General features: G+C 60.4%; 1 protein-coding gene. It reads left to right on the top strand.

Translation table 11 applies throughout. From position 1 onward, the window contains the following. Nucleotides 1-15395 (top strand): beta strand repeat-containing protein (locus BUE18_RS28175; RefSeq protein ID WP_083611306.1); only part of this gene is annotated, 15395 nt, incomplete at both ends.

Genomic DNA, 15395 nt, shown 5'->3' with positions numbered 1-15395 from the left:
ATCGTCCTGGAAGCCACCAATAATATTACGGTGGAAAACCTGAGCGACGACACCCTGTCGCTTCAGACCACCGGAGCCAAGTCTCTCACCATGACCGCGGATGCGGATAACGACGGCGGCGGCGCCATCACCTTCATCGGGGCCCCCGGCGATACGGTCGTGACCCAGGGCGGAGACATGTTCTTCAACGCCGGCGACGGCATGACCCTGGCCAAGCTGGACACCAACGGCGGCGACGTGACCGCTACTATCAACAACGCAGGCACAGGCACCGGCAACCTGGACATCTACGGCATCACCACCGACGGCGGCGATGTGAACATGACCAACTCCCATGGAATCGCCGGGACAGCCGTGGGCAACCTCCTGGTGCGCGGGGACATTGACACCTCAAACGCCACGGTTACCGGCGGCGATGTGAACCTGAGCGCCACCAACGACCTGACCCAGATTGAAGGCGCCACCATCGTAACCGGCGGCGGAAACGTGACCATGTCGGCGGACTCGGACGGAGACGCTTCCGGCGTTTTGACCATCTCGGGCAAGGCCGGCGTGGACAATATTGACACCCGGGCCGTGGGCGGGCTTGCGGACGGCGATGCGGAGGTTTCCGCGGCCCAGTTCGTCATGGGCACGGGCTTCATTCAATTGGGCACGGGGACCATGACGATCCTGAGTTCCTCCCAGGGAACCATCGGCGTGGGCTCGGGCGCGGGCGCCCTGAACATCGCGGGCGCCGCTCTTCAGCGGATCAACGCCGACACCATCGAGATCGGCTCCCTGGCCGGCGGCGCCGTGAATGTGGACTCCACGGCGAATTTGAGCGGCCAGAATATTGAAGTCTATTCCAGCACGGATATCACCGTGGGCGACATCCGTTTGGGCGCCACCGGTGTAGCCACTTTGGAGAGCGCCAGCGGCGCCGTGGTTGACGACGGCGGCGTCGGCGGGGGCGGCACATACATCCAGGCCGGCTCCTTGAACATTACGGCCAACAGCGTGGGCGGCTCGGGCACGGGCAATGCGGCCCTGGACATTGACATCGCCTCCGGCGCCAATCGGGTCAACGTAACGGCCGCCACCGGCGGCATTTACCTGCGTGACGTGGGCACGGGCAATGCGGCCTTGAGTAATTTCAACCTGGCCACCAGCTCCGGTTCCCAAACCGTGTCCATCACGGCGGCCAGCGGCTCCATCCTGGCTAACAGCGCTGCTTTTGATACCAACATCGGCGATGACAACATCTATCTGACGACTGAAAACGGCACGGCCGCCAAGGATATTGTTTTCACACAAGCCGTCGAGACTACGGGCGACGTCTACTTGAAGAGTGTAGGCGACGTGCACGACTCCGGCTTATTGGCCATGGTTTCGGCCGACTATCTGGAAATCGACGCAGTGGACGGAGTAGGTGCGGGCAGCACCGGCGCCGGTCCTTTTAACGTGAACGTAAACTCCCTTAAAGCCGCTTCAGAAAACGCCATCTACATCCGTGAAGATGACGACGTGACGGTAGAGGGCTTGGAAACCACAGCCAACACAGCTGAAATTTTCCTCACTGCCAATGGAAACATTGTTCTTAACGGCGACGTGTCCGCGGATAACAGCGGCGACGTGACCCTTGACGCCGTTACGGGCGCCATTTCCAGAACGTCCGGCGCCATTTACGGCGGCTTGCTGACCATCTCCGCCGCCGACGGAATAGGCGCTACGGGCGCCACCGGTTTGGCCATACATACCGACGTGGCCACGCTGGTTGCTGACAACAGCAACACCGGCGACATCGTCATTCTGGAAGCCAATAACCTGGACGTGGGCGGCTCCACCGGATTGCAGACAGTTACCAATAATTCCGGCGACATTATTATTACGTCCACCAGCGGCAGCCTGAATGTAGTTCAAGATGTGACGGCCGGCTCCGGCGGCGACGGCGATGTTGTTTTGACCACCGAAACCCTCGCCCAAACCGTCACAATCGGCTCAGGCGTGACCGTGGAAGGCGGCGCCGGCGGCATCGGCGGCGTGATCATCCATTCCGACGACATCACCTTGAATACCGGCGCCACGCTCATCGGCAACGGCGGAACCGGATACGACACCGGCGGGGACGTCAAGCTCTACCCCTGGGATCAGAGCCTGGTAATCAATCTGAACGGCCCCGGCAACGTCAACTTCGTGACCACGCCTATAGCGACCAACCTGGCCGATTTTGTGACCGTCAATAATAACGGGTTCCTGGTCATCGGCGATGAAGCCCACTCAGGCAATATTAATGTAGCCGGAACGTCTGCGGCCGCCTTTACCGGCGGAACCAACGTTGCGGTCGTCACCGGCGGCAGCGTGTCCCTGAATCTGGCTGGCAGCGGCGACATCAGCACCGCAGGCGACGTGCATATTTACGCGGGCGATCGGATTGTGGACGGCGTGGCTGACGGCGTGGCCGACATCCTGGCGGATGACCTGTACCTGTTTGCGGGCAGCGGCATCGGAACAGCCGCAAGCGCAACAGGCGCCATTGATATTGTGGCCACCGACATTTACGCAACCAACTCCACCTCTAACGGCGTGTTCCTGAACATCCTGGGCGGCACAGGGGCTTTGGGCTCCGGAGCCGTGAACGTCCAGGAAGCCCATGCCAACACGGCGGGCCAGGTCTGGATCCAATCCACGGCGGCGGGCGGACTGACCCTTACGGACGTGGATACGGAAAACGGCGCGATCACCGTGGATGAAAACAGCGGCAGCGTCACCATGGTGGCCGTGGACGGCAACACCGTCGCCGGCGCAAACACCGTCTCCATCGAAGGCCAGGGCAATGTTTCTCTAGCCGGAACAGCAAACAGCCATGTGTACTCAGCAGGCAACGTTAACCTGACCTCCATATCCGGCGACATTGTCAGCGGCGGCAACACCGGTATAGAGATTAAAGGCGCCAACGCCGTGTTCAGCGCATCCGGCAGCATAGGCGCTTCGGGCAACGTTCTCAGAACTCAAATCGCCGATTTGGACGCCAGCGCCGGAGTCGGTGAGATTCGTGTTGTGGAAGCGGATGGGCTAAACCTGTCCGATGTAGACACTCAGACCGGCGGAATTTTCATTACCTCAACAACCGGAAACATATCCATTGACGATGTCCAGTCGGATGTAAACGTTGCCGGAAATGCGGATATCAATATAATAGCTTCCAGCGGCAGCGTTGTTTTTAATGCTGGCGGAACCATAATCGGCGACGATTATGTTTATATCAGAGCCTCCGAGAACTTGGTTTCCGACGGCGCGACCGGCGTCAATGACGAAATAACTGCCCCCGGGGTGGCTCTGTACGTATCGGGCAACATCGGCGGAAGCGGCCTGGACGTTTTGGAAATTGACGCAAACTTGCTGGAAGTGCGGATTGCTAACGACTCCAATGGCGCCTCTTCCAACGCGGCTTACATCGTTGACTCAGACGACTTGCAATTAGGCGGTTTGATCGGCGGCATCATGACAGGCGTGGTGGCCATTGCTGCAGGCGATGTCACCCTGGATATTTCCGCAGCAGGCTCCCTGACGGTTGTTGATGACGTCAATGGCGTGAAAGCCGACGCCACGTCAGGCGATGCAACCATCAAACTGACTGCGGGAACCGACTTGAGCGCCGCCGATACCATATTGGCGACCACCACGGGAACCGGCTCCTTTGACGCTTCCGTCACCTTGACGGCCGGCGATAACCTTACCACCACGGCGGCCGGAACCGTCACCGCTGATGTTAACGGCGGCTCCAACAGCGGGAACGCAACCGTGACCATCGACGGCAACGGAACGGGCCTTGACCGGGTTGTGGTCGGCGGCAATGTGACAGCATCAGCAAGCAGCGGCGCTGTTACCATTGATATCAATGCGGAAGGAACCGGCAATGGCGGACCTGCCACGGCGGCCCTCCGCGTTCAGGGCGACCTGAGCGCCACCACCTCCGGGTCCGGCGCAGTCAATGTGACCCTGGACGTGAATGACGCTGCCGGCACTGCGGGTTCTGCTTATGTGGACGGCAATATTACTGGTTCGGGCAGCGGCTCGGGTACAGTATGGATTCAAACCACCCAAGGCTCTATCAACCTTTTGGGAGACATCACGGGCAACTTTGGCTCCACGGGTACTGTTACGCTGGACACCCAGTTCGGCATCGCGGCGGATATTAACCTGAACGGTTCTGTTACAATAAGCTCTTCCGGCGACTCTGCCATTGTGGTGGCGAACGCCGGCAGAAATGTTGCTATGGGAAATACGGCTGCCATTACCGTAAACGGCGGCAGCGGCTCCACGGCAAACAACTACGTGGACATCGATGCCGGGGGCTCCTTCACCATGGGCAATTCCGCCTCCATAACCTTGAACGGCGGCAGTGGTTCCAGCGCGCAGAACTACGTGTTCATTGATGCTTCGAATGCCATCTTAAATGGCACTGCCGATGTAACGTTAGGCGGCAGCGGTTCCCGCAATGAAATAAGGGTTTCGGCTTTAAATAATGTTACTTTTAACGGCACGTCCACCCTGGACATGACTGCTTCGACTGCTGATACAAATATTGTCCGTGTGTGGGCATCAAACGGCGCAATCCTCATGGCCGATGGCGCCGTGATTGACGCAGGTGCTTCCGGTTATATCGACCTGAACGCGTCCGGCAACATTACTATCGGCCGGTTGGTCAGCGGCCTTTCAGGCACGACGGTTGCCACTATCGACGCGGGCGGCGCCATTATTGATGCAGGCGACGTAGGCGGAGAGGATATTGACGTCAATGGAGCGGGCGCGGTTACGGAAATCAATGCTGGCAGTTCGATAGGAACTACCGGCGGCGGGGAAATCGAAACCCGGATTGACACCCTGTACGCCTCCGGCTCCGTGGTGGCTGTCATTGAAACCGATGACATCATCCTGGGCGACACCCAGGCTGTGGCAGTTCCGGACTCCGGGATCATACGGGCAACTGCAGGAACCGGCACGGCTGTAGACATCACGGCCTCGGGCGACATTTTCGCTTATAATATTGACGCCACGGGCGGCGCCGGCAACGCCGACATTTCCCTGACCTCCAATACCGGCGACGTCACAGTGGGCTCCATTACGGCGGGCCTCGCCGGCGGCGACGTGAATATCACCGCCAATCAAAACATTTTTGATGACGGCGACGGCGGCGCGTTCGCCACGTATACGGAAATCGATGCAGGCGGCTCCGTCAACCTGACGGCCACAAACGGCCACATCGGCTGGACGTCCTCGCTGGACATCTTCAATACCCCGGCCAACATCTGGAAGGCGGTGGATATTGACTCCGGTCCTGTTCTGAATCTGAACTCCAACGGCAACATCCAGATTTTTAATGACGGCTCCATTGCAGCGTTGGCCGCCGTACCTAACGGCGGACAAAGCGGTTACGAAATACTCATCGGCGCCTGGGGCGACATCACCGTCTCCGGGGCCCTGGACACCTTACAGGACAACCTGGCTCTGGTCGCCCTGAACGGCGGCAATATTACCCTGAACGCAGCGGCAGGCGCTTCCACGGGCAATGTGGAACTGTACGCGGAAGGCGACATTGTTGACGGCAACGGCACGGCGGCAGCCGATGTTTTTGCAGGCAACGGAGCGACCGGCGGATCCATCACCCTGACCGCCGGCGGCGGCGGAACCGGCTCCATCGGCAGCGCGGCGGCGGGCGGCGCCATTGACCTGGACGGCGACGTGGTGAACGCCAAGAGCGACGGCTCCGGCGGCATTTACCTGAACGACGTGGTCAACACCGGCGGACTCGATGTGTCCGCGGATTCCCAGGGCAGCGGAAATATAGTCATTACCGGTGCTGTTGAGGATCTTACCCTGGTGGACGTCAAGACCTTCGACGGCGACATCGACGTTACCCTGGGCGGCGGTTTCGACGTAATCGTCACCTCCGTGCAGTCGGATTATGACGGCGCCACAACCGGTTCCCACGACATCACCATCCAAGCCACCACGGGCAGCATTTATTTTGGAACCGCCGGCGCCATGATTTCCGACGACGACGTCTTCCTCACCGCCAGCGGCGGCAATATTCATGCGGACGCCGCGAACGCAGGCCCGATCATCACCGCGGATTACGCTTACCTGGTAGCCCGGGACAGCATTGCCGACAGCGCGCAAAACGAATTGAACGTCTCCATCAACAGCGTGGAAGGCCAGTTCGGCTCCGACAATGGAACTGCCGATATTTTTGCGCTGTACAATGACAAAGCCCTCACCGTGGGCGGAACCGCGGGAACCGGCATCTTTGTGGGCGGTACGGCGGGAAGCTATAACGGCCCCTTGGCCACCTTGACCTTGGGCGCCAATGGAACCATTACAATCAACGAAAGCATTGATGTTCGGAACCAGGGCGCTTTGACCGACGTTGCGGTATACACGGACGCCGGTGACATCCTGATCAACGCCGGCGCAGCGAATACGCTGATTCAAGGCTCGGCTGCCGACACGGCCACTATGACTGTGGTTGCAGCAGGCAACGTGGTCTTGACAGGCGCCACCGGCGACGCGGGCATCCTACTGGGCGCCGCGGGATCGGGCGGCGACGCCGATCTGACCGTCACCGCCACGGGCGGCGGCATCACCGTGGACGGGGATAGCGGTTTGGCTTATATCCAGGCGAAAGCTGGTTCTGCATTGGGGTCCGGATCCACAGTCACCATGGACATCAATGCTTCCGGCGGAGATTTGAACGTTCTGGCCGGCTCCGGCTCTGCCTATATCCGGTCCTACAATTATGGGGATACGGCGACAAATACGATGACCGTTGACGCCGCCAATATACTCATTGACGGGGAAAGCGGCTCATTAGCTGAAATCTGGGCTTATGGCAGCGGCGGAAGCAATGGAACAGTCAGCCTGACCGTGAACGCGGGCGGGACCATTGATTTGCTAGCCGGTACAGGCACCGCCGATGTATGGCTGGGCGCCGAGCAAAACGCAACCGACTCCACCATTACCATGGACGTCACGGCCGGCGGAAGCATCACTGTGGACCAGGAAACCAGTACTGGCACCGCTTACCTGGGCGCTTACGGTGAAGTGCTCGACGTGGACGCCATTACCGTAAACGTCACATCCACCAACGGCGATATTACTGTCAACGGCTCGAACGGTTCTATTGCCGCCGATGGCTCAGGCGGCGATACAAACGCCAACCTGACGCTTACAGCCAACAATGGGATTGTTCTTGTAGACAACTCCGGCGCTATTTTCGCCGAGGCCGGCTCCGGTGGAACGGGCGTTCCAGGCACAACCGGCGCCCATTTGATTATTAATGCGAACGCTGTAACGGTCGATAGAAGCGGCGATATTTACGCTTCTGGCGGCCCCGGCTTCAAGGACATTGTGGACATCAATGCCGGAGGCGCGGTGCTGGTGAACAGAGGAGGCGAGATTCGAGCGGCATCCCAGACCGGCTCCGTCACCATTAACGCGGCATCTGTCGTTGTCGGCTCGGGTTCCACAGGATCCTCCGTTGCGGCAACCGGCTCCGTGAATGCTTTCGTGTCCATCACCACCACCGGCTCGGCGGGCATCACCGTGGGCTCTTCCGGTTCCGTAACGGCGGACGCCACGGGCCCTGGTGCGGTCCTGTCCAAAATCGTCCTGAACGCCGGTACGGATGCAGCGGCCGATGTGACCATCGACGGCAAGGTGCAGGCGGGCGACGCCCTGACCGGCACAGGTGCGGCCACGGTGGATATCGACGCGGCGGACGCCGTAACCATGGGCTCCAGCGGCCGTATCCTGGCTTACGCGGGCGGGTCGAACCTGGGATCTATAGACATCGACGCCAACGGCAATGTTGATCTGTATGGAACGGTGACTGCAAGAAGCACCTCCGGCAACGCCTATGTGAACGTGGACTCGGTGACCGGTAACATCGCCGCCGGTTCCAGCGGCGTCGGTATAACGGCCGACGCAGGCTCCGGCGCGGGCGACGTGGCGGACATCAACCTGAACGCGGCTTCAGGATTGGTTACCGTGGATGGGGCTCTTGCGGCTACCGGAACCACCGCCTATGTGGACATTGACGCCAACACCAGCGTGACCATAACCAGCAGCGGCAGTATATACGCTGACGGCGGCGCCAAGGGCTCCGTGGACATTAACGCCGGAACGACCGTATCCATAAGCGACACGATCAAGGCGGACGGTTCAAACACTGCGGATATCAACATCATAGCAGGCGGCGACGTCACTTTGAATGACCTTGGCAGCGGCCTCATGACCACCGGCTCCATTGCGACCATCACCATTGACGCCACCGGCAATGTCAGCTTGAACGAAGACGTGGACGCCAACGGCGCGGCCTTTGGCAGCATTTCCGTCACGGCTGACGGCGCCACGGGCATTACCATTCTCGGAGGTCCTGAAAACGGGATTACCGCTGGCTCGGGGGGAACCGCGAACGTCATTTTGAACGCCACAGTGGGCGCGGTGACCATCAGCGACACGGTTTCCGCCACCGCCGCCATTGCAGTGATCGACATTGACGCTGCAACGAACGTCACGCTGAACGACTCGGGCAACGGCCTGAGAGCGAACGGCTCGGGCGTCGGCTCCATCAATATCAATGCGGGCGGCGACGTCACCCTGTCGGAAGACGTTTACGCGGACGGAAGCAATGCCGACGTGTACGTGCGCGCAGACGGCGCCACGGGCATTACCATCAACAATACTATGGAGACCGGGCTCCGTGCAATTTCCGCAGGCGGTCCCGCCGACATTGTGCTGGACACGCAAGCGGACGCTGACGTGGACGGCGGCGTTTACATCTATGATAACGTGATAGCGCAGGGCACCACGGTTGCGGTGGTTGACATCAACTCCGACGACGTCGTGACCATGAACGCCACAGGAACTATTCAGGCGTCCACGACTAACTTGACGGGATCCATAGACATTGACGCTGTAGGAACTGTTTCCTTGGACAACAAGGTGTTCGCTACAAGCACCAGCGGCGACGCTCTTGTGAACGTGGATTCCACAGGCGGAAACATCACGCTGGGAGCGAATGGTACGGGCATCAAGGCGGACGCAGGATCCGGCGCGGGCGATACGGCGACCGTATATCTGAACGCCGGAGGGTCCGTTGACTTGTCCAATACGGTGGAAGCCGAAGGACGTCATTCGGATATCGACATTCTTGCCGGCGCGGATATAACCCTCAACGGCACCGGCTCAGGCATTGTCGCCGACGCCATTGCTATAGGGTTCGCTAATATCCTGATTGACGCCAGCGGCGACGTCACCCTGAACAATGACGTGGAAGCTGACGGCTCGGGAACCATTATCAATATTAACGCTGACGGCTCTACGGGCATTTCCCTGGGCGCGGGCAAACAAATCCTGGGCTCCGCAAATAACTCAGCGTCCACCATCACCCTGCAATCCACCGATGGAAGCAGCGTGGTGAACATCGACGGAACCATCACGGCCACTTCCGTTGGGCATTTCGCCAACGTGAACATCGGAACCTCGGGAACCTCCGTGGCAGGCGGCATTGATATTGACGGCGCCATCACGGTCAACGGCGATCATACCGGCAGCACCTATGCCGGACTTTGGGCCGCTGGCGATATTTCCGTGGATGCGGCCATAGCCGTCACGGACACCGAAGGCGACGCCACCATCAAGCTGGACGCGGGCTCCAGCGTGACGCTGGATGCGGCGGGAAATCTGACCGCCACCGCAGACAACGGCGACACCGCCAGGGTGACAATCCTGGCCGGCTCCAACGTGACCATAGACACCCAAGTTACGGCCGACGCCCTTTCCGACACCGGCGCCAATGCGTACGTCACCATTGGAACCCCGGGATCGGCCATTGGCGGAACCGTGACCCTCCAGGCCAACGCCGACGTGCTGGCCGAAGCTGACACGGGCGAGGCAGTGGTTAATATCGATGCCGTTGGCACGGTGACTGTAGACGGCAGCCTGCAGGCGACCAGTTCCGGCGACAAGGCTGTCATCACTGTGGACACGGCAGGCGACATCGACGTCAATCCAGGCGCCGTAATCGCCGGCACGGGCGCCGATACCGGAGACTCTTCCCTGGTTTCCCTGGTCGCCTCCGGCGATATTTATATCGAGGCTCCGGTTTCCATCGAGGATTCCGTCGGCGACGCGACTCTTACGGTCAACTCCTTGGGCGGAAGCGTAACGGCGGACGGTTCGGGCAACCTGACGGCTATAGGCGGCTCCTCGGATGATCCCGTCATCGAAATCTTCGCCGACGCCAATGTGAGTATCGACACTCAGATTTACGCTGACGGCATAACCTACGACGGCTATTCCGCCTATGTGTATATAGGGTCCAGCGGCAACCGGATCGGCGGAACCGTCACCTTGGGCTCCAACGCGGACGTCAAGGCCTACGCGGGAACGGACACTGCGGAAGTTTATATCCACTCTTCGGGCGACATTACAGTGGACGGCGCCGTGACCATCAAGGCCGACGCAGGGCAAACCGCGGGCGGAAGCGACGATGCGGGAATTTACATCCGTTCCTACACGGGAGCGGTGACCATTAACGGCGGCGCAGGCTCCATCAAGGCGGTCGCCGGAGACGCCTTAGCCAGTTCCGGCCAAGCCATTGTGAACATTCAGGCCGACACCGATGTGACTGTTAATAACGACGTATACGCCCAAGCCTACGCCAGAACCGCTGAAGTTGAAATTCTTGCGGGCGGCGACGTAACCGTGGACGCCTTGTTGCAATCCACTGTCACCGCGGGCACCGGCCGCAGCGCGATTGTGAATATCGGAACCAATGGAGTTCCCGTTGCCGGAACCATTACGCTGAACTCCAATGCGGATATCCAGGCTGTCAGCGGTGGTAACGCCGCAGCCCAAGGGATTGTGGGCATGTACGCCAACGGAGATATTTCCGTGCATGGCGGCGTGGGCATTCTGGCCGATTCCGACACCAATAACGGCAGCGATGCAACCATCACCATCCGCTCTAATGCCGGCGGCGTGGCCATCGGCTCCGGCGGGGGAAGCATCCTGGCGGACGGCGACGACAACGCCACGGTCACCATTGCCGGCCTGGGCGGCTTAGCAAGCCAGGTCTCCATCGGCAATGACGTGACGGCGGACGCCGAATCCGGCGTTGGATCGATCAACATCGACGCCAACGGCACGGGCTCGAGCGCCTTGGTCATCATCGGCGATCTTTCGGCGCAAGCCACTACCAGAGCCACCGTGGACATTGACTCCAATGGCGCCGGCGGCGACGTGACCATCGGCGGATCCATAGACGCCCTGTCCACAGGCGCCAGCGCAGACGTGTTCATCAACAGCACCGGCGGCGATATCACGCAAAACGCAGGCGCAGTCATCACCGGCTCCGCCACAGCGGATGTGGATATTGTCATCGACACCGGCAGTTCCGCCGGCGATGTGACGCTGAATGCAGCCATCCTTGCAAACGCTCCCGCCGGAAGCATTTACATCCGCGGCGGCAATGATGTAAAATTCAACGCCGCAGCCGCCGACATTACCGTGAACGGCGGCGCCGGGACGGGCGACGCGCCCGTGACCGTCACGGCGACCAACGGCTCCATCACCATGAACGCAGGCGCGGTCATCGATGCGGGCTCCGGCCAGATCAAAATGATCGCGGACGATAACATCATCCTGGGCCGGGTAATCACCAGCGAAACCGGCGCAGTAGGCGGCGACGTCATCATGACGGCGGCCAACGGGGCCATCACCGACGCAGGCCTGGCCGACATAGACATCACGGCCATAAACGGTTCCGCGGTTCTCACCGCGGCTTCGGGCATCGGCGCTGTGGGCAACGTTATTGAAACCCGTATCGCCACTCTGAACGCTTCTGTCACCGGGACTGGCGGAATATACGTCACAGAATACGACGGCATTGATTTGGTGGATGTGGACACCGTCGAAGGCGATATCGTCATCATCGGCGGCAACGCCGCCGCAGGCAATGTGACGGCCACCGACGTGGCGGCAACGACAGCCGGCGACATCTCCATTACCAACAGCGCCACCGGCGACATCCTGGTGGGCGTGGTGCAGACCGCCAGCGGCGACATCGCCCTGACCGCCGACACCGGTGCCATTAACGAAATCGGCGCCGGCGATGTTGGCGTGGATATCATTACAGCCAACGGCCTCCTTGACATGTACGCCACGGGCGGCATCGGCACCGCTGCAGGCGGACTTGAAACCACGGTTAACACCCTGTACGCCACAGGTTCCTCGGTCATCATCAATGAGACCGATGACATCATCCTGGGCGACGAGCAGGATGTGGCGATTCCCGGAACCGGCAAGGTGAGGGCTACTAGCGCTACCGGATCCATAGATATTGAAGCCGGCGGTGATATTTTCGCCAACTACGTGGTGGCTGCTACCGGCACCGCCACAACCGTCAACATCGACTCCAATGGAGGAAGCATCACCCTGGGCGATGTCAGCGGCTTTGACGTTACAATTAACGCCAACAAAAACGTCCTCGACGATGGGGACGGCGGGTCGGCGGCGGCGCCGTCCGTAATACCCTTCTACACACAGGTGGAAGCGGGGAATAACTTAACCATTAACGCCGGCTCCGCCGGCAGCGGCTACTACATTGGAACCAACACCCCGATTGACCCCAGAACCGGCTCCATTTATTTAGCGGTGGATGCCAAGTGGGCTAATGTCGGGTCTTTCAACTCTACGGACAATATCCAGATTTACCAGACGGGCGACGTTACCATAGCCGCAGCGCCCAACTTTAACTCCGGCGGCGGTTCTGGTGACCAGATTCTGCATATGGCCGAAGACAATTACACGGTGAACGCAGGATTCGTGGTTGGCGGAGGCGATAACGTCTGGCTGGCGGCATTGAACGGCAACCTGACCATCGCCGCGGCCCAAACTGTCCAGGCAAGCTCCGGCAGCGTGGACCTTTACGCAAGAAACGGCAACGTGGTCTTGTCCGGCGCCATCGCAGCCTCTGGAAACGCCCAGGTTGAGGCTACCAATCAGATTATTGACGGCGGCGCTGATGCAACTGTCGATATCACAGTGGCTTCGGGGGTTGTCACCCTGAAGGCTGCAAATGGAATCGGCACAGGTTCTTCCGCAGCAGCGGCCATTGACATCATCGCGTGCACCATCGACGCAACCAACACCACCGCCAACGGCATCTTCATCAACAGCCTGGGCGGCTCGGCCGCCAATTCCGGCAGTGTGGAAATCCGCACCGCTTACGCCCAGACCGCAGGCAACGTCTGGATCAACGGCCAGACCGACCTGTACCTCACGGACGTCCAGGCCGCGGATGACGTAGACGTCACCACCGGCGGCGATGCAGGCGACGACATCTTTGTGGAATACGTGCAGGCGGGCGGCGCGATCGGAGACGACATTACGCTCACGGCTGGCTCCGGCTCCATCCTGGAAGTTACGGCCGACGCCGCAGTGGACATCGTGTCCGCCGGCGGCCTCCTCACCCTGACCGCCGCCAACAATATCGGCGGCGGAGGGGAAGCCGACATTGAAACCACGGTGGCTGGCATCAACGCCTCCAGCACGACAAGCGGCGATATCTACATCACGGAGTCCGACGGCGTGACTCTCACGGATGTGGACACCGCAAGCGGCAACGTTGTGATAGTAGCCGGAGCCACCGGCTCCGGCCTCATGATCGCCACGGACGTGATCGCCGCTACAGCCGGTGGAGCAGGCGACGGCGACGTCACCCTCACCAACTCCAGCGGCGGCATCCAACTGGGTTCCGTCCGGGCCACGAACGACCGGGTCACCCTGGACGCTTCCACCTTCATCAGCGACGGCGACGGCCTGGATTACAACGACGTTATCGCCGATGAACTGGTCATGACGGCCAAAACCACCATCGGCGCAGTTGGCGTCAACGGCGCCCTGGACGTCCAAATCAGCAACCTGGAAGCCTACGCAGGCGACACCGGCGTGGCAGGGCCGACAGAGGTCAGCCTCATGAACTTGGGCGCCCTGACCATCGGCGGCATTACGCTTGGAATGAGCGGCGTGCAGGCTATTTCCACTAATGGAACGGGAGCAGCCACCGCGGCGGCTACCATCAATATCCTTGCAAACGACCTGACCGTGAACGAAGCGGTTAAAGCCCAAGGCACGGACGCTTACATTAATCTGAATGCTTCCACCGGATCCATCAGCACCAGCGCAACCGGCGATATTTCGGCCATTGGCGGGGCCACGGCCTTCGTCCTGCTGAACGCCAACTTGGGCATCGACACCCTTGGAACTATTATCGGCAGCGCCACCGGGGACGTGGATGTGGGCCTGACGGCGCATGGTACGGGCAATCTTGACGTGGGAGCGGCGGTCACAGCGAACGCATCGGGCGCCGCTGGAGACTCCTACATGAGGCTTTCCACGCAAACCGGTTCGATCGTTACGCAGGCCGCCGGAACCTTGACCGGAAGCGGCGACCATGCCCGGATTGATATTGATTCCGGCACAGGCGTGGGCGGGCCGGTCGTGGGCGACATAACCATTAACGGCGCTATTGACCTCAACGCCGTCTCCAGTGGATCTGTTGACATACGCACTAACCTGTCAGGCGATATCGACATTGAGGCGCCCATTTCGGCCGATGCAACGTCCGGATGGGTGGGCGTCTATGCCAAGGCTGATCAAGGCTCGGTGCTCACTAACGCAGCCATTAGCGCCGCCGGAACCTCGAATGCGGTTGTGGATCTGCAAGGCCAGACAACCTTGACGGTTAACCAGGCCATCTCCGCCATCGGCGCCAACGGCTTCTCCATCGTGGATCTGGACGCCGTCACCGGCAACCTTACCACCGGAGTAAACGGCGATATCACGGCTTCCGGCGGCACGACGGTCACTGTCGGCCTGACCGCGGGCGGCAACATTCAAACCAACGGCAGCATAGACGCTGATGCAGGGACCGGTCTCGCGGACCTGTCCATGACTGCGGCCGGCTCCATTGACGTGAACGACGCCATTGCCGTGACCTCCACCTCCGGCAACGTGGATATCGATCTGGACGCCAACGGCGGACCTATCGACACCGCAGCGGGCGCCAACATCGTCGGAACCACCACTAACTCCGACGGCAATAACGACGTTGACATCAACCTGGACGCTGTAGGCTCCATCACCACCAACGGCAGCATTGACGCCAACGGCGCCGACGACGCCCGGGTGACTCTGACGGCGACTACCGGCATCACGGTGAACGACAACATCGACGCAACCGGAACCGCCGGTTCCGCCAATGTCGATCTGAACGCCAACGGCGGAAACATCGCCACGGCCTTGGCCGGAAGCATCAACGCCACGGGCCAAACAACGGTCGACGTCAC

Source organism: Desulfatibacillum alkenivorans DSM 16219, assembly GCF_900142135.1.
Classification (GTDB): domain Bacteria; phylum Desulfobacterota; class Desulfobacteria; order Desulfobacterales; family Desulfatibacillaceae; genus Desulfatibacillum; species Desulfatibacillum alkenivorans.
The sequence above is the reverse complement of the archived record's forward strand: the minus strand, read 5'-3'. Positions and strand labels throughout refer to the sequence as shown.